The following is a 20,723-nucleotide window of genomic DNA, read 5'->3' on the forward strand; positions in this document are numbered from 1 at the left end:
GGAATGGATCAAGCGACGGATTCGTGCCGAGTGAGATCAGAGGTTCGGCACCCCGGACGGCAGTACCAAAAGGCCTCGTGAGCCGCGCTGACGGCATCTTGGCAAGGAGGCCAGAAGTACCGCTGGAGCCGCAAGGAACAGGACGCCCACCTTCACAGGCAGTGCCCTCAGCAAATCCGGTGGGATCGCACCCGCCGCAACGGCCATCCGCGCTTTCGGTGGGTTCCATCTGCGCCATAGCCGTGATTGACATACTTGCCGACGACATATCCGGCGCAGTCACTGCACCGAAGGTCAGCATGAGAATCAAAACAAGGCGAAAAACGCAGGTCATACAGTTACTGCTACAACCTTCCAGCAAGGGGAGGTCAAGTGACATTCTGTAACTTGGACGTGATACCCCTGTAGTGTATCCGCCTCAGACCTTCGCTACTGCCCTTCGCAGCCAGTTGCTCATGCAAAGGTTCATCAGTCCACTTGACGTTGGTCGACGTCAACTTGCCGTCGCAAATGAGGAAATGATATCCTCACGCTCGGTCAGCTTTTTTCGTGAGTATGAGTTTCCTCCCCATCTCTCGAATTACCGTGACCATAGAGATCGGCGTTCTGATGAGCGCGATCCTCGTCCTCGAATTCGAGGCTGGAATGGCTGATGCCGAATTCTCCCTTCAGCCGCTTCTTGATCGCGCTCTTGATCTCTTCAATCTTCGACCACCCCTCGGCTGCCACGACGACATGACAGTCGAGCGCAGCCTCGTGCTCTTGCATTTGCCAGAGATGGACGTGGTGGACGTCGGCGACGCCTTCGACTTTCCGCATCGCTTCGACGACGGCCTCGTTGTCGATGTCCGGCGGGCTCCCGAGCATCAGGGTTCGGATTGGGCCGCCTATTTCAGTGAAAGACAGATACAGGATGTAGATCGCGATGCCGATGGTGATGGCAGGATCGACCCAACGCATGTCGTAAAGGATGATCAGCGACCCAGCGACGATAACCGCGACCGAAGCAAGCGCGTCCGACAGGTTATGCAGGAAAAGCGCGCGGATGTTCACGCTGCCCTTCTGCATCGAATAGGTCAGCATTGCGGTCAGCGTGTCGACCACAAGCGCAATTCCACCGAGAATGACGACGGTCCAACCCATGACTTCGGGTGGATCAATCATGCGCATGCCACCTTCGTAGATCAGGTAGAAGCCGATCAAAATCAGGGTGGTGTAGTTAACCAGGGCTGCGACGATTTCGACCCGACCATAGCCGAAGGTCATGCGCTCATCGGCTGGGCGGCGCGCGATCTTGCGTGCGGCGAAGGCAATGACAAGCGAGGCCATATCGGAAAAGTTGTGCAGCGCATCGGCGATCAGTGCCAGACTGCCCGAGAATATGCCCCCGACGATTTGCGCAACGGTAAGAAGCCCGTTCGCCCAGATCGCGATGGCAACCCGCCGATCGCCGGAATCCGGATCGATATGCGCGTGCCCGTGGTCATGTGGCATTGGCAGGCTCCTCATGCGCGTGTGTCGCGCGTCGGTCAGTCTTGAGGCGGTCGCTGCGGAAACCACGAACGCGCGCATTCATCCAGTGGCGTATGATATGACGGTAAAGGGCACCACGCAGCCATCCAAAGGATTGCTCATGGGAAAAATAGAAGGCGTCCGGCGTATCAAACACGCCGAAATCCTGCACGATGCCGGTTTTCTGAATGTAGGTATCTTCTCCGTTCCAGGCGACGGGAGGCGCGCCAAGGCAATCCGTGCCCGCGCCATAACCGCAGAGACTGTCCGTGTCCGAGAAAGACGTTTGCAGGACTTTGAGGAAAGCGTCATCCAGGATGAAGCCTTCAAGGTTGATCCAGGCACCTTGAAATTCGATCTCGACCCATGAGTGGAGAATTTCCTGCGGAGCAAGCGGATACACCAACTCTGGGACAACTCCGCGCTGCAAGCCTTTGTGGATCGTGAAGCCATGCAACCGGCAACGAATGCCAACACCACGCAGCAGCGCCATCAAGAGCGTGCCTTTGGTATTGCACTGCCCGTAGCCGACGGAAAGCACTTCGGATGCGGGGATGTCGTCAGCTCGATTGTATCCGAACGCGATTTCATTCCGAACGAAATCATAGGCAGCTCCGATCCGATCGTATTCGGATAAGCCGCGCCAGCTGCGGTTCTCAATTAGATGCGCAAGAGGCGCGGCATCAAAATCCAGTAGTTTGGTGGGTACAAGTAGGGGGTCGGTCATCTGCAACGGGTCGCTCCTCGAATCGTCTTGGAACAAGACTAGTTGCTATAGTCACTATAGCTTCAACCCTTTCTTTCAGAAAGAATCTCCCGCAACTATTTGTCCGTGTGAACCGCTTTGTGGTGTTCGCCGTGTGCGTCGCGCAGGATGTCGATACCGCCCCAGGCCGCGATCCCGGCGACGATCACACCGACGACAAGGTCCGGCCAGTTGGTTCCTAGCCAGGCGACGAGGCCACCGGCCACGACGATCCCGAGGTTCGCGGCGAAATCGTTGTAACTGAAGGTGTTGGCCGCGCGGATGTTGACGTTTGGATTTTTGAGCTTAGCGAGCAGCCAGACGCAGACTGCGTTGATGGCCGCCGCAATCAGGGCCATGGCGATCATGATCGTCCCGAGCGGATCTGACCCGCCGATGTAGCGGCGCCACGCATCGTAGAGGATGCCTGCAGCGAACAGGATCAGCAGCCCACCGGAAACGTTCGCCGCCCCGCGTTTCCATTTGTCGGATCGGGACAAAGCGAAAAGGCTGATCGCGTAGACGAAGCTGTCGGAGAGGTTATCGAGCCCGTTGGCGATCAGAGCACTTGAATCGCCGAAGGCGCCTGTTGCGAAAAACGCCACGGCCAAACCGATATTGAGCGCCAGAACGATCCAAAGCGTCCGTCTCTCCATTGAATCTTGTCTAGCGGCCATTTTGTGGTTCCAGCTTGTGTTGTGCAACACATTAACTTCTGCGGCTGATCTGCGTTCCAGCCGGAATGTTGGCTGAATTCCTTCAGACCCCGATTTCCTCGTGCTCGGTCAAGCATTCCGAATGGTCCCGCAACACCTCAAGCACCTTGCAATCTCCCGTCCGCCCGCCGCTGCATTCGTGAACCATGCGTTTCAGTTCCGTGCGCAGCGCCTTCAGGCGCGCCATGCGCTGCTCCACCTGTTTGAGCTGGCGACGCGCGATGGCATCGGCCTCGTGGCAGGGCCGGTTGGGATGGTCGCTGAGGTCGAGCAGCTCGCGGATCGCATCGAGCGAGAAACCGAGTTGCCGCGAGTGGCGGATGAAGGACAGTCGATCGAGCTGTGCATTGTCGTAGCGCCTCTGTCCGCCTTCGGTCCTGCCAGGTTCGGGCATGAGTCCGATCTGTTCGTAGTACCGGATGGTCTGCACTTTTGTGCCAGTCTTCTTTGACAGAGTACCGATCGTGAGCATTTTCGCCTCCATGAAAAAGATACAGTTTGTGTAGGTTTTGCCGTCGAAATAAACAAGTGTCGGATTCACAGACGCGTGAGTTGAAGCTATACCATGATTTCGCGCTTGAACCTCTAGCGGCTAGAGGATGTATCCGCACATGCAATAAGAATCAAAAACAGGCGAACAGGATTGTCCCTTACATCGGCACAGAAGTTTCTTTGGGTTTTGGCAGGCGTTGCAGCGCTTGCCTTCCTATGGCTTTTGCTATGGTCCGATTATCGTGCCGATAGCGCCCGAACTGACGCCGAGCCGCCTTTTTTCGCTCAGTTCGAACTGACGGACCACCAGGGTATGGTTCGAACCGAGGAGGACTTTGCGGGGCGCTGGATGCTGGTTTTTTTCGGGTTTACCAACTGCCCCGACGTCTGCCCGACGACCCTATCTGAGGTCGCGGCGGTGATGGACGGTCTGGGCGACGATGCCGCCAAGGTCCAGCCGATTTTCATAACAATCGACCCTGAACGAGACACGCCCCCAGCACTCGCCGAATACGTCCCGCTGTTCGATGCGGGCATCATCGGGTGGACGGGCACGCCGGAACAGATCGCCGCCACGTCCGAGACCTTTCCGATCTTCTTCGAACGCGTCGAAGAGGCTGCTGCGCCGGATGGTTACACGATGGGCCACACGTCGCATCTGTTCCTCTTCGATCCCGACGCGGGCTTCGCCGACTCGTGGCCTTACGGCACCTCCGCCGAAGAGATCCTCGCCGATCTAGAAGAGAGGATCTGACCGACATGAACCGTATGTCCGGAGAAACAGCCCTAGAACTTGACGGCTCTGAGGAACTCTATACAAGCTAATATTTTTCAAATACTTAGCTACTCATAACAGCGTGTTGAGTGAAACACCTCAATCCCCCGCAAATCCAAAAGATGATCCAATATACAGGAATGACAAATGAACCGTCCCTATCTGCTTTCTATCTTAGCATCCACGGCATTGGTTTCATGTACCGCTGTTGGCCCTGATTATACGCCACCCAAGACACCATTAGAAACGTCATTCATTGGCGGTGGCGGGGCTCTCGGAGAAGTCGCGCGCGATGAATGGTGGAAACGGCTAAATGACCGGCAAATGAACCGGCTGGTAGACCGAGGCCTCACACAAAACATCGATATTGCAACGGCTTTACAACGTATCAAAGCCGCAAATACAGACCTGAGGCAGACAGGTATCGCTGACCAGTTCTCAGGTGGACTGGATGCACAGGCGCAGAGAAACAATGGTGACCCAATTTCAGGTGATCCCTCTGAAAGTGCGACGTTCGGGGCGAATTACATCCTCGATATTTTTGGTGGTGTTCGCCGTGACGCACAGCGCGCGACAGCGGGTGTAGAAGCAGCCAAGTTTGATGCAGGCACTGTCCGGCTTGCCCTAGTTTCCGGTGTCGTTTCCAACTATATCGACGCCCGGTATTTTCAGGAAGCGTTGGCTTTAACACGACAGAATATCGCGAGTCTCCGGCGGACCCAGTCCTTGATCAGAGCGCAAGTTGAGCAAGGCGCGTTGTCAGAATTAGATCTTGCCCGATCAGCAGGTCAGCTCGACACAGCAATTGCCGACCTCCCTCCGCTTGAATCCGCATTCGAAGCCCGGGTTTTTGCAATCGCGACATTGTTGGCCGAACCAGCTCAGCCGCTGCTTAAACAGATGATTGCAGGCGCACCACAACCTTATCCCCACGGCAAAGGGTCAACAGGCGTCCCTGCTAATCTGCTCCGCAATCGTCCAGATGTATTGGCCGCTGAACGCCGTCTAGCTGCCGCAGTTGCCGGAGTAGGTGTCGCAGAAGCACAGTTGTACCCATCGGTCACTTTATCTGGCTCAGTGACAGCGGCAAACTCGTCAGAATGGTCCTTTGGTCCAGCACTTTCATTCCCCATCCTCAACCAAGGTCCGCTACGCGCTAGGCGAGATGCGGCAATTATTTCTGCCACGACCGCCGAGCTGGAATGGCGTGCACAGGTGTTGGCCGCGGTGGAAGATGTGCAAAAAGCTCAAAGTGAATTTTCACGAAAACAAAGAGAAGTGGCCGCATTGCGCGCTGCTCAACGTTCAAGGGATCGTACTCTTCAGTTGAGCCGCAAAGTTTTTGAATTAGGCGAGCTCAACTTACCAGACCTGTTGGACGCCGAACGATTTGCAAACGCAGCACGCATATCCCTCGCCGCGGCAGTAAGAGATTTGGCCCAATCGTGGTCAGCACTTATGGTGGCGACTGGTCGTGGATGGGGCGACGTAGGCTAAAATTGGCGGCCCACCCAAAACGCTCTACAACCGATGGAACCGCTATACAACCGATGGAAACGATGGAGCGATAAGGGCGTCTTCGCCCGGATGATGGCTGGTCTGGCCGTCGAGCACTGCGAAAAGAAAACTATGATGATCGACGCCACTTACTTGAAGGCTCACCGGACAGCGACCAGCATGGGCGTGAAAAAGGGGGGCGTGGAAGACTGATCGGCCGCACCAAGGGCGGCATGAATACCAAGCTGCACGCATCTGCGACAGCGAAGGCCGACCCCTGAACCTGTTCGTCACGGCGGGTCAGGTCAGCGATTACATCGGCGCACGAGCATTGCTGAGCAGCCTATCGGATGTCGACTGGCTGCTCGGGGACATGCGACAAAAAGCGAATGGACCATTGGTTACATGTCCTGTAAAGGTCCCATTATGAAGTACTTGTCTGCCATTCGTGTTGCTAAAATTGGGTTGGCCATACTGCTTTCGGCTGCTCTGAATTTCAACATTGCAAAAGCCGATGCCTATGTATTTGAGGCAAGTGAAGCAGTCTTTGAAAAAGTTGTCTTTGCTACCGATATGGTTAATCTTGATTTAACTGCTCAGGATCAAAGATATAGCGAGAATGGTGAGGCATCCCATGGCTTTGGCGATTGCCATATCCACATTATTGGACCGGGGCAGGTGCAGTTGGCATGCGATCAGTCGTCAGCAGACCGATCGCGACATTGGGCTGACGCCTCTGTGGTCCTTGCCACGCTCCAAGGTTTTTACCGTCCTCCGCGAGGCTGATCTGCCCCTATTGCAGAGTGGTATTTTACATATGCCGTGTCGAAACGGGCTTTGTAAAACTCATAAATATCACAGCAGATCAAACCGTTTGAGCCGAACCTGTTTCAGGGCCACTTCATCGGTTTGATCATGGCAGACGAAGTTCCAACAGGTACCCGGACGTGTTTTCGGTGACCTATTCAATCCCTGGAGTACGATTATGAAACCGACAACAATGACCATGGCTGCGCTGACGGTGGGCGTATTAGCCTTGGTCCCGATCACTGGCGCGACTGGAAATGCGGAAACGCCATTGCCAATGACTGCAGCAGCTGCAGTAGCACCGCAAGATGACGATCATGCCGGAGAAGCTGCAGATGCACACGGTGACGACGACCACGCCGATGAAGCCAAAGAAGCGCATGGCGATGACGACCACGCCGGTGAAGCCAAGGATGCGCATGGCGATGATGATCATGCCGGTGAAACTGAGGGCGCACACGGCGATGAAGGCGGTGGCGATGTTGTCAAACTGGCCCTCGAAGTCGCGAAAGAGGCCGGAATCCTGCTAGAGCAAGCTGAGTTGGGAGCTTTGGGCGAGTCCCTCAGCCTGCCAGCAGAAATCCGCTTTGACGCAGACCGCATGGCAAATGTCACGCCCAAGGTGAGCGGAGTCATCGACCGGCTTTTGGTTGGTGAAGGCGATACCGTTGCCTATGGAGATACTCTGGCACTGATCACAAGCCGCGAACTTGCAGGGTTGAAAGCGAAATGGAAGATTTCTAAAACGAACGAAGCACTTGCGGCACAGTCGTTGGCGCGCCTAGAAGGGCTGTGGGCGCAAAAAATCACATCCGAGGTAAATGTCCAAACAGCCCGCGCAGAACATGAATCGGCCAAGACCGAAAGTGAAGCCGCGGAAACCGAACTGCATGCCGTCGGAATTGACCACGCCGGCCTCGAAAAAATAGCCACTGCTCCAGATGGCAATAATGCCAATGCCTATCTGACTGCACCACTTGCGGGAACAATTGTACGACGTGCGGCGACGCTGGGAGAAACGGTAACAGCCGGGGATTCCAGCGCCAAGGTGCTGTTCACAATTGTCGATGATAGCGTAATTTGGGCCGATATAGCGGTTTACAAGCAAGACATCAGCCGCGTTCGCGTTGGCGCGCCGGTTGCCCTGAAATCAGACGCGGGCGATGTCATTGCGCAATCAACAGTGGCATTTGTCCTGCCCGTTATTGATGAGGTGTCGCGCACGGCGACGGCGCGTGTCATCATCGACAACTCTGACAGGACCCTGACCCCCGGCCAGTTTGTGATTGCAGATCTCAGCGTCGGCAATGCCGCGGAGGTTTTGCGCGTGCCACAATCCGCCGTGCAACTGGTAGAGAACCGTCCGTCTGTTTTTGTCCCTGTTGACGGCGGGTTCGCACCGCGCGCCGTCATGGTCGGCACAACCGCTGGCGGCTATGTGGAAATCCGCAGCGGCCTTGAGGAAGACGACCTCTTTGTCTCTGACGGGGCCTTCACACTCAAAGCCCAGCTTGAAAAAGACGCCTTTGGCGACGGCCACGGACATTAGGATAGCTGATTATGACTGATTTTATGCACCGCATCGCAGGCGGCTGGCTTTTGGCGGCCATTGCGGCTTTTGCGATGACGCTTGGCGGGCTTTTTGCGTTTCGCGCCTTGCCTGTTGATGCCTTTCCGGACGTGACACCCGCGCTGGTTCAGGTTTTCACCGAAACCGAAGGGCTCGCCCCCGAAGAGGTTGAACGCTATGTGACCTATCCAATCGAAACGGCAATGTCGGGCCTGCCCAAACTCAAAAATATGCGGTCGGTATCGAATTTTGGGCTGTCGGTGGTGAACATCTATTTCGAGGACGGGACGGATGTCTATTTCGCCCGTCAGGTCGTGGGCGAGCGGCTCGCCGAAGCGCGTGGTAATATCCCCGACGGGTTTGGCGATCCGCAAATGGGTCCGATTTCAACCGGGCTTGGCCTCATCCTGTATTTCCGTCTGGAAGATCAGGCCGGCACACGCAACCTTGTCGAGATGCGCGAAATTCAGGACTGGATTGTGAAGTATCAGTTGCAGACCGTGCCGGGTGTCACCGAGGTTTTGTCCCTTGGCGGCTATGAAAAGCAATATCAGGTCAGACTCGATCCCGATGCGCTGCTCGCCTATGATATTCAAATCGCTGATGTGATCAGCGCATTGGAGCGCGGTAATAAAACTGAAGGGGCGCAATTCCTCGAAATCGGTTCTGAACAATATACGGTGCGCGGCGTTGGACTTGCCAAGACAGTTTCCGATCTCGCGGAGATTGTCGTCAACGTCGACGACGGGCGCACGGTGCGCGTGCGCGATCTAGGCCATATCACCGTGGGCGGTGGCGTTCGGCAAGGTCTTGCAACAGCCAATGGTGAAGGCGAAGTTGTCGCAGGGTTGGTTCTGAAACTTTATGGCACCAACACATCCGATGTCATCGCGCGGGTCCAGAAGCGCTTTGAGGAAATCAACGCAAGCCTGCCGGATGGTGTACTTGCAGTCCCCTACTATGATCAGGGAACGCTGGTAAACAAGGCTTCCGCAACCGTCACGACGGCGCTGTGGCAGGGGGCTGTGCTCGTAGCGTTGGTGGTGTTTGTCTTCCTGGGCGGCTGGCGTCCCAGTCTGGTCGTGGTCCTGTCAATTCCGTTTTCCGTAGGTTTTGCGTTTATCGCAATGTACGTGCTCGGCATCAGCGCCAATCTGATGTCATTAGGGGGGGTCGCCATCGCCATCGGGATGATGGTCGACGGGGCGATTGTTATCTCTGAAAACGTGGATCGCAGCTTTGAGGAAGACGACGGCTCTGAAGAGCCGCGTATGTTGGTTGCCCGATCTACCGCCGAGGTAATCGCACCTCTGGTGGCGGCGGTTGCCGTGGTTATCGTTGTTTTCCTGCCGCTTTTCTCGCTGCAAGGGGTTGAGGGCAAAACCTTCCGGCCCTTGGCGGCATCGGCTGCACTCGCCATGACCGGATCGCTGTTCTATGCGGCCCTGATTGCGCCTTCCATGGCCTTTTCGGTGATGCGCCGATCCGGCAAGAAGGCCCCTGACAAGCCGGGGCGGACTGTCGCGATGGTCAGTGGTGCGGCCGGGTTCTTTGTCCGTAACCGTTTTTTCGCCATTGTCCTGTGCGGCATATTTTTGGCGGTGGGCGGTTTTGCAGGATCGCGACTTGGTTCCGAATTTACGCCGTCGTTGGAGGAAGGCGATATTCTGATGCGCGTCACCATGGCACCCTCGATTTCGCTTACCGAAGGGACGAAGACGACGACGCTTGTGGAAAAGCGGCTGTTAAAGAATTTTCCTGAAATCAAGTCCATCGTGACCCGTATTGGGCGTGGTGAGGTTGGCGCGCATGCTGACCCGACCAACAGCGCCGAAGCCTTCATCGAGTTGAACCCGGTCGATCAGTGGCGGCCCGGCTTGTCTGCCGAAGGTTTGCGCACGGCGATTTCGGAAGATCTGGAAAGCTTTCCGGGGATTGTGGTGAATATCGGCCAACCCATCGCGATGGCTGTTGATGAATTGCTGACCGGCACACGCGCCGAACTGGCCGTCAAAATCTTTGGACCGGATTCCGAAATTCTGTTGGAGCGATCACAAGTCCTGCAATCACTCCTGCAACAGGTTGAGGGGGCTGCCGAGGTACAGGCCGACCAGATCACCGGTGCGCCGCAACTTGTGGTAACCGTGGATCGGTCAGTCCTTGGTCGCTACGGGCTTGATGTTGAGGAAGCGTTGGATGGGCTGCGTGCAGCCGTCGGCGGGGCCGAGGCCGGATCACTGTTCGAGGGCGTGCGACAGTTTCCGATAATGGTGCGTTTTGACGAAGAAAGCCGCGACACACCGGAGGCGATCAGACGCATCGTGCTGGAATCGCCTTCGGGCGCACGGGTGCCGCTGGACACAGTGGCCAATATCGAAACTGTAATCGGTCCACGCCAGATCACACGCGAAGATGGCGAACGCTTCATCACGGTCCAGTCCAACGTGCGCGGTCGCGATATCGGCTCTTTCGTTGCCGAAGCGCAGACGTTGACGGACGCTCAGTTGGATCTACCGCCCGGGTATCGTTTGGTTTGGGGCGGCCAATTCGAGCTTCAGCAACAGGCGAATGCCCGTTTCAAAGTGGTTATTCCGATTACGTTGGGCATCGTTCTGCTGATCCTTCTGGTAACCTTTGGTCGCCTGAAATCAGCGATCCTCATCCTGTTGAATATCCCCTTGGCGCTGACAGGTGGTGCGATGGCGCTCTGGCTGACAGGGTTACCGGTGTCGGTGCCTGCTACCGTCGGGTTTATCGCATTGTTCGGCATCGCGTTGGGCAACGGTATGGTATTGGTCAGTTTCATGGATGATTTTGCGCGCGCCGGTCGCAATCTGGAGGCTTTGGCCATTGAGGCCGCAGGGCTGCGCGCGCGTCCGGTACTGATGACCGCCATGACGACGGCACTTGGGCTGGCACCATTGCTCTTCGCCACCGGCGTCGGTGCCGAGGTCCAACGCCCGCTTGCCACTGTGGTAACCGGGGGGCTTGTTTCGTCAACCGTGCTGACCCTACTGGTCATGCCCGCCCTGCACCGCTGGTTTGCACCCAGACAAGGTGGGCATCATTCGCTTGTCGAAACGGTCCATAGGCATGGTGCGCAGCCAACATCTTAGCCGAGGCACACCGAAGGACCTATCTTCTAAACTACGTCATATCTCCAATCCAGGAAGTGCAAGACGATCATCCGGTAGCTTCTCCATGCCCGCTTTCGTTGTCTTGGGCGTGGGGGCTGCCGAATTTCGATGTTTCGTCACAGACGTGGTATGGCATTCGGTCGGAACGGCGGCTCGTCGAGGATGTTCATCTCAACCTGGCCTACAGGTGGTTCTGCAAGCTGGGCCTGCCCCGTTTTCCGCCACCACAAACCCCGTTCAAAATCAAAGCGGTTGTTGAAGGGTTTTGAACCTTTTGTCCCTTCCCTTCCCTGCCGTAGTGGTTTTCATGTAAACTGGTTCTACCGAACATGCAGAACCGAACCAGACCACCGATAATAGGCAGGAAAAACTATGGCAAAACTATCTCTGAACAAGGCGGCTAAAGAGGCGGGCGTTGCTAAGTCTGGGTCTATCCCAACAAAGGTACGAAATGCGACATAGGATTATCCCTGATTTCTGACGCGCATGATTGTTTGCCTGCTGGTTTCAAAATGGCGTGCAATGGCTGAGATCGTCTCGCCGTTTTTGATCTTGTCTCTCACTTCAGCCTGCTGATCCGCCGATAATGCTGATCGCCTCCCATTCGCCCATGTCATGGGCACATATCAACATGCTCGGCGAGTACGACTTCTCCGAGGAAAAGCTCCGCGATACCCTTGGCATCCTGCCCCCGAAAAAGGCAGCATAAACAGAGCAGCAAAACGGGCGGGGCGAAAACACGAAAAACGCCATCAGACTAACATCATGGCGTGAACGCTATGTCGCATTACGTACCTTTGTTGGGAGGAACCCCAAGGCTAGGATCGGGATGAAGAACCTCGCATATAACATGCGACGCCTCGTTCAACTGCGCCGCATCAACCCGTGTCCGGCGTGAATACCGGGCGATCCAAGAACCGATCACGCGTCAAAGCATGACAAACAAGGCTTGAAGGCCGCAATACAGCGGTTGCGAGGCTCTGCCAATTGCAGGGATTAGCGACACGAAACCATGTTCACGCTTTGATCGGTCATCGTGGGGTATGATTGGCGTTGTCCAGTTCAGACCCTCATCGAAGGAGAAAGCGATCTTTACGTCGTATTGATAGCTGCCCGGCCCATTCAATTCCAACCAATGCGCTGCAAGCGTCCCATCGCTAAGCCCAACGACTGACGGAAAGTCGGCCCAGTTCACAAACAGTGTCTCAGATTGATGAATTGTACGCGCCTCCGTCCAAGAGGTGCCATCGAACAGGGCCATCCGAACGGCGTTGTTACCTTCGGTCCAACTCATCACGATCCGACCATCGGGCAGTGTTGAAAGCGAGGGTTCACGTGCGTGATCCCCAACCGGTGCAATCAGTGGTCTGACTGGAAACAGAGGGGCATCTTCAGCCGCTACAAAGGGCGCACCGAGCATAAAAAGAGCCGTGCAAACGAATAAAAATCTAATCGGCCTCAACCTCCGGTCCAACCGAAACGAGATAAGCCCAGACTGCCTTGGCATCCGTTTCTTTCTTCAATTTGAATGACATGCCAGATTTCGCCTTGCTGTCGTTCAGAAAAGTCGCGAGGAACTTCTTCGGATCTGCAATATAGGCTACGAAATCGCTCTCGTTCCAGACCAAGCCATTCTCGCCCGCTTCACGAATAGAGTCCCGAAATTTATTCCCAAACATTTCTTCGGTCCCTGCTGTTCGGTTGTACACACCATAAAGATTTGGCCCAACCGCGCCACCCTTTCGGATAACGTCACCATCCGTCCTGACGATTGAGTGGCAGGCCTTGCACTTGTTAAATACCTTGTCTCCGGCTGATGCGTCGCCGGTTGCATGTCCATCGGCGAGAACACCTGTTCCGGACTATGCCAGTGCTAGCGTTGCGATAAATTTAGGTTTCATTCGTTTCTCTCCCCGTTGATGACAGTTATTATCTACTGGATGGCTGTTATGCTTTTGCCTCAGGTCGACAGGTCACTCAGTTAATTCCGTTTTCCCTTTGAAGAGCCCGTATATATGCCACGATATTCAATACTTCTGCTCGTGTTACGCCCTCGACAGCTGGCATGTTGCCAAACTTCCAATGGTGCGCCCGAACACCATTCTGTGCTGCGAGGACAAACGCCATGTCACCGTGGTGGCCCGGCTCATAAATCTTGTGCACCAGCGGTGGAGCAACGCCGTCCTGACCCTGCCCATTGACGCCGTGGCAGGTCGCGCAGGCCGCACCATAGGCACGCTTGCCGATTTGCTCTTGCTCGGTGAAACTTGGGGGCAGCCTGACAGTTGCAAGCGCACCTGCGGGAAGTGCCATTCTTTCGTCCGTCTGAGTACTCGTCTGGGAGTGGGTCGGCTGCAGGATGTACCATCCTGCCGCAGCAGGGAGTGGGCAAAACTTGGGGGTTATGCGGCTGCTCTTTGGTAGGCGCCGGTTAGCCGACCGTCGAGAACGGCGGCGCGGACAACCGCCACGCGGTGGGCTCCTTTGGGCGACCATCTCATGCGGCGGCGCTTGCCCATGCGGGTGTTCCCGATGTCGTCCACGCAGCCCTCTGCTCGGGAAGAAAAGACCGGAAGGCCTCTTCGATGTCGCTTGCCGTAGTTCGTCAGGTTGTCCATGTTGTTCGCAAGGTATGAATAGAGGTCTCGGCAGCGAGCTTGCACTCGCCGAGTGGCTTCAGTTGCCACGCGGTCATCTGTAACCAGCCGGGCGCAATCGACGATCAACCATTGCAGACTGGTCGTGGCCGTAAGAACTTTTCCATGCCAAAGGTACCATCGCAGCGTTTCGGCCGGACGTTTGAACAGCACTGGAATGCCGGAGAAACCCCTGCTCTGCAGCAGGCCTTTTACGGCGTTCTCGACGTGCTGAATACGCATCGAGATATGCCACCAGTCGAGGATGTGGCGTACCTTTCCACCGACGGCATTGCGGACGAGGTTTGGCAGGGCTGGTTCCCCGTCCGAAATTACCGTGACGGTTTGTTCGCGATCCCAACCGAGAGACATCAAGTCCCGGCGAAGCTGACTGGCAGGCGACAGGACCGCTTGTTGCACCAAGCCGAAGCGACGGCACCTATCGTGGCTTTCGATCTTGCCAACCACAACATCGAGGTGTCGCTTCTGGTATTCCGGCCTGCATCGGATATGCGCACCGTCTAGGAAAACCGTCAACGCAGGCGCCTCTTTGGCGGCTGAAGGAACCAACGGCTCAGTCTGCTCGCTGTCGCAGATTTCCCTGGCAACTTTGCCCAGTCGATTGCGCACCGATGTATTCACCTGCTTCGCGCAAGGTAGAAAGGTTTCCAGGATACGCGCCGCTTCCCGGAAGGAATGACGCGCCCCAAGTTCGGCCTGAAGGCGTCGCAGTTCCGGGGTCGATCGATCCGGAAAATAGTCAGCGAGAGGCGAAAGCGGTCCGCCCAAGACAACATCGGATTTTGCATTGCAGGCGCACCGGCGAATGCGCGGCGCTTTGACCTCGAACCTGCCGAAAAGCGTGTCGGGCACCCGCGACCGATAATCATGTATAGCCCGGACCCCGTCGCAGTCCGGACAGATCCTGCTGGCTTCGGAAATTTCCTCGATCTGGTCGCGCAGGATCGCATTCTGCAATTGCCCCAGGATCGTCTTCGCATCTTCGAGCAACAACCCGAAACCCTCAGGTTGCGTGCGCCGAAACGGGCGGGATAGGCGGCCGAGACGATGCCTCTTTGTGGTTCCGTTCTCGAAAGTCGTCTCGACAATAATTCGCACGTCCATGGTAGTTCCCCTCTCAATGAACCACTAGCATACACAGACACCCCCAAGTTTTGCCCACTCCCCCCGAACGCGTCGTGTCTCAGATTTAAGGGCAACGCGACAGCTGCCAACATCCACGTAGTCCCGGGTGAAGATATTCGAATGCAGGACGGCGGCAATTTGATTAGCGCCATTGCCCGCGCCGCTCTGCATTCTTCTGTACCGGTCAGGTCAAAATACGATTTGCATTCGTGCCCTGATCTCTTTTCCGTTCTCGCCGCTGGCCTGCTTGCCATCCATGTAGCTCAGACCAAGGCGAACGGCGTTGTTCGGGTAATAGTTGATGCCGACGGTGGTTTGCTTACCCTCTGTCGTACCAAGACCGACATCGCTGAACTTGCCGTATCCGTCCTCGTAGCGAAGCACTGCTTCCCATGCACCTTTCGAACTGCTTGGCTTCACCCGCTTGAACACGCCGTTGCTGTAGGGACGGCTTTCACCGGTCAGAATCCATCCTGCCTGAATGTAGTATCCGTCCACATCAACCCCGCCCGTGTCAGCGTTGAAGTATTCGGCCTGCGTGTGAAAGGGCCCCGATGCGGCCGCCAATTCGATGTTGTACGCATCGGTTTCGTTGGCAGGCAGAGCGGCATCACGGCTGGTAAAGCCGGCGCCAAGATGCAAGACCAGATCATCGGTCTGGATCGGGGCATAGGTAACGCGGCCGGTGATGGCCGTATTGCCGAAATCATCGCTGCCGTTGCCGGCCGCCTCGAAAACGCCCAGGCCGTAGGTCCAGTTGTCACCTGCACCGTGCAGTTGCACACCGGCGTTGCGGCCGGGCGCGTAGAATTCGGTCAGGGCCGAGCGTTCAAGCGATGATATGTCCTTCGAACTGGTAAGTTGCTCAAAGCCAAACGGTTCTTTTTGCTTACCCACTGTGATCCGGGCCATCTTGCCAAAACCGGTGTAGCGCAGATAGAGGTCCTCGGCGCTGCCGCCGCCGGTACCGCTTTCGGCGAGATTGAACTGTGCCTTGAAGGCCCAGTCGAGATATTTACCCTGGAAAAAAATCCGTGCGCGACGCACATCGAAATCATCGCTCTTACCGCTGATGTCGGAATCGGTCGAATCGTAATCCCACTGCAGGCGCCCCCCCACCCGGAAAGACGCGGTACCATCAGCACTCTTGAAGGTTATCCCGCTCCCTGCCTTGAGGTTGAAACCAGAGGTTTCGTCGGCCTGCACGACGCCCGCCGCAGCGGCGAGCAATGCCGCCGGTATAAACTTCATTTTCATTTCGTGTTCTCCAATTCTGTCAGGGAAATGCCATCGAGGCATCCGCAAGAGTCTCTTTCAACCGGGTATCCGGCGGGGCTACAGGCTGGCGAATCCCGCCAAAGACCCTTGCCGCTGAATGGCAGGCGATTGTTACAGAATCATGACGGTTTCGGGCATCGCTTGGCTTCGCTTTTGGCCAGCGCGCAGACCGAAGCGGACGGCTTCTGAACGGGAATACACGCGCAGGGCCGACCCCAATTCGGCTCTTTTGTTTGCAGTGTCGTGGTGGCTGGCCGGACTGAGTTGAGCAAAGTGTAACGATCCGGGTCTGGTCGCGTCCTCTTGTTTGCTGTCTGCTGACCACTCGCCCCTACGAATTGACCGCATTGCAGAATCTTCTAGTATGAAACAGACTTGGGAAATCAAATGAGGTGCCACGGATGAGCGAACTTTCCCAATACGCGATCCTTTTCGGGCTGAGCGTCGGTGTATTCGGTTTCGTGCTCAGCCTCTATGGGTTCGCCCGGGCCATCGGGCGGGCGCGCGCGGAACCCGGCAAGGACGTGCCCGCCACCGCCGGCACCCTGTCGCGCGATCCGGTCTGGGTGCGCTACCATGCGCGTTATGCCGGTTATGCGCTGCTGTTTCTGGCCTTCGACATGGAGATGGCGTTCATGTATCCGTGGGCGGTCGTCTACCGCGAAGAAGGGCTGATCGCATTGCTCGACATGGGCGTTTTCCTGGCAATCCTGTTCTTGGGCCTGCTCTATGGCTGGAGCCAGGGCGCGTTGAGGCGGCAATGACCTTGATCGGGGCGCGAGAGGGCGCGATGTCCGGGATCAGGCGGGCGGTCGCGGCGGCCATGGCGCGCGATCTGCCGGCCTTCGTGCTGCCCGGCCCCTCTGTCGCGCGGGCGATGGGGCTCGATCTGTCCGGGTCGCATCTGCGGCTTGTCGGCACCCCGCGCCATGCGAATCTGTTGATCGTCGTCGGCCCCTTGCCCCCCGGTCTGCGCGATGCCGCCGCCGTCACCTACGCGCAGATCCCGCGCCCCCGCGCGATCCTTGCGCTGGGTGCCGGCGACATCGCCCCGTTGCCCGATGCGGACGTGTCGGCCCCGCTGACCCAGGCCGGGCTGCACTCCGGGCTGGCCGATCTGCGCCGCGTGATCGCCGCGGGCGCGTTTCGCGCTGACAGCGGGGAGTTTAACGCCCCCGCTCTTGAGGTGCGCGTGGAATACACTTGCCCGATGCACCCCGAAATCGTCCGCGACGCCCCCGGAGACTGCCCCAAATGCGGCATGACGCTGGTGCCGCGCGAAACAGCGTCCGATGGACATGGTGGGCACGGTGGCCACGACATGCCCCCGGAGGACAGGTCAAACCCCGCCGATCACGCACATGCGGGCCACGCCGAGGACGCGGGCGGGGCGGGGGCATATACCTGCCCGATGCACCCCGAGGTCGTCAGCGACGCACCGGGCAAGTGCCCAAAATGCGGCATGTTTCTGGTGAAGGCGGAAGAGGGGGAAAGCCACGGTCACGGGCACGGGCATGGCGGTCACGGTCACGAGCATGGCAGTGAAGCGCACGGAGCGCATGGTCACGGCGATCACGGCGGTCATGGCAAACAACAGGACCATTCCGGCCACGATGGCCACGATGGGCATGCCGGACATGGCGGCCACTCCGAGGCCGCTATCGACGGGATCGAGCCGCATTTCATGTCGATGGTCGAGATGACCGAGGGCCAGCCGCGCAGCAGCGACGGGTTGCAGATGGACTGGATCGAGGTGCCGTTCGGGCCGTTCTTTCCGGGCCTGCCCGCGGGGCTGCGCCTGACCCTGACGCTGGACGGCGATACCGTGGCGGGCAGCGAGGTCAGGAGCCTTGTGGGCAGGGCGGAACTGGTGGATGGCCCGCAGATGAGGGTGGCCGATTTCGTCGAGCGTCTGGCCGCGATGATGCCGCTCAGCCCGGTGGCCTATCGGACGCTGGCCTGCGCGGCGATCGAGGAGGCCGCGAGCGTCGACCCCGGCCATGACGCGCGCCGTGGCCGCGCCGCCGCGGTGGAACGCGAGCGGATCGCCAGCCACCTGAACTGGCTGGCCGAGTTCGGCCTGCAGTCGGGTTTTTTGTGGCTCGCCGCGCGCGCTGGGGCGTTGCAACTGGCCGTTCAAGGTGCCGACGTCGCCGGGATCGCCGCGCAGGCTGGGGCGATCCGGCGGCTGACGCGCCGGGTGCAGGCGGCCCCGTTGATGCGGATGCGGCTGAGACGCATCGCGCGCATCGGCAAGGACACCCCGGCGAGCGGCCCGGTGGACCGGGCGCGGGGTGGCGGATCGGATGCCCGTACGGGTGATCCAACGCTGAAGGATCTCGGGTTCGAAACGCGCGTCCGCAACGGCGGCGATGCGCTGGCCCGGCTGCGGCTGCGCTGCGACGAGATCGCCCAAAGTCTCGACGTGATCGCGGCCGCCGGGAGGATTGCTGTGCCGCAGGTGCCGGATGTGGACAGGGTGTCGGGCGAGGGCGCGGCCCGCATCGAAACACCGCGCGGAGCGGCGCAGCTGCGCGTGAAGCTGACCGATGGCCGGGTGGTCGAGGCCGATCTCGACACGCCGTCAGACGTGAACATCGCCCTTGTCGAAACGGTGACGGCGCAGCAGGAACTGGGCGATGCCTTGACCGCTGTCGTCTCGCTTGACCTGTCGCCGTGGGAGATTCGCGGATGACCATTCTTGTCGTTCTCTTGTCGCTATTCGCGGGGGCCTACGCGCTGGCCGTCATCGAACGATGGGCAGTGCACGGCCATATGAGCCTGACCGGTCCGGCCTGGGCCGCACTGGCGCTCTTGGGCCGGGAATCGCTGCTGGCGCGCAAATCCGACCGGTTGTTCTTTGAGCTTGGGCCGGTGCTGCTTTTGGTGGCGGGATTGTTGGCGGTGGCGGTGATTCCGCTGGCGCCGGGGCTTATCATCACCGATCTGGCGACCGGGGCGCTGTTTCTGAACGCTGCTCTGGCCTATGTGCTGGTGGCGCTGATCATGGCCGGTTGGGGGCCGAACGGGGCCTACGCCATGATCGCGGGCTGGCGGTTTCTGGGCCAGTTCATCGCCTATGCGATGCTGATCGTGATGCCGATCACCGCCGTCGCCATGCGCGCGGAATCGCTGTCGACGGTAGAGATTGTCACGTCGCAGGCGCAGCTTTGGAACGTGCTTTACCAGCCCATCGGATTTGTCCTGTTCGTCGTGGCGGCGATGGGGCTCGCGTGGTTGCCGCCGCTGGACCTGCCCGATGCGACCGGCGAATTGGCCGGCGGGGTCGAGGCGGAATATACCGGCGTGCGGCTGGCGGTGCTGCGGCTGGCGCGGATGGTCATTATCCTGGCGCTGGCGGGGGCGACCGTGACCTTCTATCTGGGCGGCTGGCTGGGCCCGTGGCTGCCCGCCTGGGCCTGGAGCGCGATCAAGATCCTGGCCGTGGCTGCGGCCATGCTGAGCATCGGGCGCTACATGCCGCGCATCCGCGAGGCGCGCTATCTGGCGCTGAGTTGGAAGCTGGGGATCTCGCTGGCGCTGGCCAATATCTTTGTCGTGGGCGTGATCGCGCTGGTGGTGCCGATATGACGGTTCAGATGATCTTTCTGGCGTTCTTCGGCGCGGCGGCGGTTTGGTTCGGCGTCGTGGTCTTTCGCACCCATTCGATGGTGCGTTCGGCGCTGGCGCTGCTGTTTTCGCAAACCGCGATCGGTGCGATGTTTCTGGTCATGCAGGCCGAGTTTCTGGGTGTGTTGCAGATCATGATGATGGCCACGGAAATGAGCGTGATGGCCATCTTCATGGTGATGTTCATGATGGATCCCGGCGGCATGGGCAAAATGGACATGACCCACCAGAAACGCTTGTCGCTCTGGGCCGGGGGCATAGGGCTACTGGCCGCCTTGCTGCTGGTATGGCTGCCCGATTGGGGTCCGGTCGCCCTGTCCGTGTCGGGCGCGCATGAACAGGCCGCCGATTTGGGGCGCGAATTGCTGGGCCGGTCGATGTTGATCTTCCAGTCGGCGGGTCTGACCATTCTGACCGCCATGGTTGCGGCCACGATGGTGGCCATCGTCCCCAACGCGGAGCAGCGCAAATGATTCTGGAACTCATAATCGCCCTCAGCGTCGGCGCGGGGCTGTTCGGTATCGGACTTTATGGCGCGCTGAGTCAAACCAATCTGGTGATGATCATCATGGGGGTCGAACTGATTTTGGCCGCGGCACTGGTCAATCTGGTGGCCTTCTGGCGCTATTTGCATCCCGATGAACCGGCCGGTCAGATGTTCGTGCTGATCGTGATGGCGGTGATGGCGGTCGAAATGGCGGTCGGCTTTGCCATCGCCATCGCGCGGTTCCGGGTGCGCGGATCGGTCGAGATGGAAGAAGCGTGGGAGTTGAAGGGATGAC

Annotated in this window: 20 protein-coding genes and 2 pseudogenes; 12 read left to right on the forward strand and 10 right to left on the reverse strand. The window is 58.2% G+C overall.

The features are described from left to right. Positions 1 to 537: 537 nt before the first annotated feature. The 4 genes from C1J04_RS18930 to C1J04_RS18945 form a co-directional block, all read right to left on the reverse strand. Positions 538 to 1,494, reverse strand: coding sequence for a cation diffusion facilitator family transporter (locus C1J04_RS18930; RefSeq protein ID WP_009827286.1), 957 nt, complete (start codon positions 1,492 to 1,494; stop codon positions 538 to 540). Further along, positions 1,484 to 2,239 (reverse strand): transglutaminase-like domain-containing protein, encoded by a 756-nt coding sequence (locus tag C1J04_RS18935; protein WP_009827285.1) that lies wholly within the window; start codon positions 2,237 to 2,239, stop codon positions 1,484 to 1,486. The genes C1J04_RS18930 and C1J04_RS18935 overlap by 11 nt, the downstream gene beginning before the upstream one ends. A gap of 95 nt (positions 2,240 to 2,334) precedes the next feature. Beyond that, on the reverse strand, positions 2,335 to 2,913 hold the full coding sequence (locus C1J04_RS18940; protein WP_009827284.1) for a cation transporter: 579 nt from the start codon (positions 2,911 to 2,913) through the stop codon (positions 2,335 to 2,337). A 103-nt stretch (positions 2,914 to 3,016) separates the two neighbouring features. Continuing rightward, positions 3,017 to 3,445, reverse strand: coding sequence for a MerR family transcriptional regulator (locus tag C1J04_RS18945; RefSeq protein WP_037954972.1), 429 nt, complete (start codon positions 3,443 to 3,445; stop codon positions 3,017 to 3,019). A 207-nt stretch (positions 3,446 to 3,652) separates the two neighbouring features. Here C1J04_RS18945 and C1J04_RS18950 point away from each other — a divergent pair, with 207 nt between their 5' ends. The 7 genes and pseudogenes from C1J04_RS18950 to C1J04_RS18980 all read left to right on the forward strand — a co-directional run. Then, a complete protein-coding gene (locus C1J04_RS18950) occupies positions 3,653 to 4,219 on the forward strand; it encodes an SCO family protein (RefSeq protein WP_009827282.1) in 567 nt (188 codons plus the stop codon). A gap of 168 nt (positions 4,220 to 4,387) precedes the next feature. Further along, complete coding sequence (locus C1J04_RS18955) at positions 4,388 to 5,737, forward strand: efflux transporter outer membrane subunit (protein ID WP_067930665.1); 1,350 nt, start codon at positions 4,388 to 4,390, stop codon at positions 5,735 to 5,737. A 36-nt stretch (positions 5,738 to 5,773) separates the two neighbouring features. Further along, positions 5,774 to 6,110: pseudogene (locus C1J04_RS18960) on the forward strand (transposase); the annotation flags it as partial. A gap of 53 nt (positions 6,111 to 6,163) precedes the next feature. Next, positions 6,164 to 6,523, forward strand: a complete 360-nt coding sequence (locus C1J04_RS18965; protein WP_037954968.1) for a hypothetical protein — start codon at positions 6,164 to 6,166, stop codon at positions 6,521 to 6,523. A gap of 199 nt (positions 6,524 to 6,722) precedes the next feature. Further along, positions 6,723 to 8,093: an efflux RND transporter periplasmic adaptor subunit gene (locus C1J04_RS18970; protein WP_037954966.1), complete on the forward strand. Its 1,371-nt coding sequence runs from the start codon at positions 6,723 to 6,725 to the stop codon at positions 8,091 to 8,093. Between the two features lie 11 nt (positions 8,094 to 8,104). Next, positions 8,105 to 11,230 (forward strand): efflux RND transporter permease subunit, encoded by a 3,126-nt coding sequence (locus tag C1J04_RS18975; RefSeq protein ID WP_114865793.1) that lies wholly within the window; start codon positions 8,105 to 8,107, stop codon positions 11,228 to 11,230. A 149-nt stretch (positions 11,231 to 11,379) separates the two neighbouring features. Beyond that, a pseudogene (locus tag C1J04_RS18980) lies at positions 11,380 to 11,490 on the forward strand (transposase); the annotation flags it as partial. A 225-nt stretch (positions 11,491 to 11,715) separates the two neighbouring features. Here the strand turns inward: C1J04_RS18980 and C1J04_RS18985 are convergent. From C1J04_RS18985 to C1J04_RS19010, 6 genes are all read right to left on the reverse strand, one after another. After that, positions 11,716 to 11,868 carry a helix-turn-helix domain-containing protein gene (locus tag C1J04_RS18985; RefSeq protein WP_114865794.1) on the reverse strand — a complete coding sequence of 51 codons (153 nt, stop codon included), beginning with the start codon at positions 11,866 to 11,868 and terminating at the stop codon, positions 11,716 to 11,718. Between the two features lie 311 nt (positions 11,869 to 12,179). Next, entirely contained in the window at positions 12,180 to 12,671 is a 492-nt protein-coding gene (locus C1J04_RS18990; protein ID WP_009827264.1) for a sialidase family protein, read from the reverse strand. A gap of 28 nt (positions 12,672 to 12,699) precedes the next feature. Continuing rightward, entirely contained in the window at positions 12,700 to 12,930 is a 231-nt protein-coding gene (locus C1J04_RS19810) for a c-type cytochrome (RefSeq protein ID WP_009827263.1), read from the reverse strand. 298 nt (positions 12,931 to 13,228) lie between these two features. Further along, the gene (locus C1J04_RS19000; protein WP_037954993.1) at positions 13,229 to 13,657 is read right to left on the reverse strand and encodes a c-type cytochrome; all 429 of its coding nucleotides are present in this window, start codon (positions 13,655 to 13,657) and stop codon (positions 13,229 to 13,231) included. Next, complete coding sequence (locus C1J04_RS19005) at positions 13,654 to 15,012, reverse strand: ISKra4-like element ISSusp4 family transposase (protein WP_067627257.1); 1,359 nt, start codon at positions 15,010 to 15,012, stop codon at positions 13,654 to 13,656. Before C1J04_RS19005 ends, C1J04_RS19000 begins: the two co-directional genes overlap by 4 nt. A 210-nt stretch (positions 15,013 to 15,222) precedes the next feature. Beyond that, positions 15,223 to 16,290: an OprO/OprP family phosphate-selective porin gene (locus C1J04_RS19010; RefSeq protein ID WP_009827261.1), complete on the reverse strand. Its 1,068-nt coding sequence runs from the start codon at positions 16,288 to 16,290 to the stop codon at positions 15,223 to 15,225. 422 nt (positions 16,291 to 16,712) lie between these two features. On the opposite strand from C1J04_RS19010, the gene C1J04_RS19015 reads away from it, so the two are divergent. The 5 genes from C1J04_RS19015 to nuoK are packed head-to-tail and all read left to right on the forward strand — an operon-like array spanning position 16,713 to position 20,722. Continuing rightward, positions 16,713 to 17,075: an NADH-quinone oxidoreductase subunit A gene (locus C1J04_RS19015; protein WP_009827260.1), complete on the forward strand. Its 363-nt coding sequence runs from the start codon at positions 16,713 to 16,715 to the stop codon at positions 17,073 to 17,075. Then, complete coding sequence (locus tag C1J04_RS19655) at positions 17,072 to 19,006, forward strand: heavy metal-binding domain-containing protein (RefSeq protein WP_009827259.1); 1,935 nt, start codon at positions 17,072 to 17,074, stop codon at positions 19,004 to 19,006. Before C1J04_RS19015 ends, C1J04_RS19655 begins: the two co-directional genes overlap by 4 nt. After that, complete coding sequence (locus C1J04_RS19030; RefSeq protein ID WP_009827258.1) at positions 19,003 to 19,902, forward strand: NADH-quinone oxidoreductase subunit H; 900 nt, start codon at positions 19,003 to 19,005, stop codon at positions 19,900 to 19,902. Before C1J04_RS19655 ends, C1J04_RS19030 begins: the two co-directional genes overlap by 4 nt. Further along, positions 19,899 to 20,414 (forward strand): NADH-quinone oxidoreductase subunit J family protein, encoded by a 516-nt coding sequence (locus tag C1J04_RS19035; RefSeq protein ID WP_009827257.1) that lies wholly within the window; start codon positions 19,899 to 19,901, stop codon positions 20,412 to 20,414. Before C1J04_RS19030 ends, C1J04_RS19035 begins: the two co-directional genes overlap by 4 nt. Then, entirely contained in the window at positions 20,411 to 20,722 is a 312-nt protein-coding gene (gene nuoK / locus C1J04_RS19040) for an NADH-quinone oxidoreductase subunit NuoK (RefSeq protein WP_009827256.1), read from the forward strand. Before C1J04_RS19035 ends, nuoK begins: the two co-directional genes overlap by 4 nt. Position 20,723 lies beyond the last annotated feature (1 nt).

Origin of the sequence: Sulfitobacter sp. SK025 (assembly GCF_003352105.1) — a bacterium.
GTDB lineage: Bacteria > Pseudomonadota > Alphaproteobacteria > Rhodobacterales > Rhodobacteraceae > Sulfitobacter > Sulfitobacter pontiacus.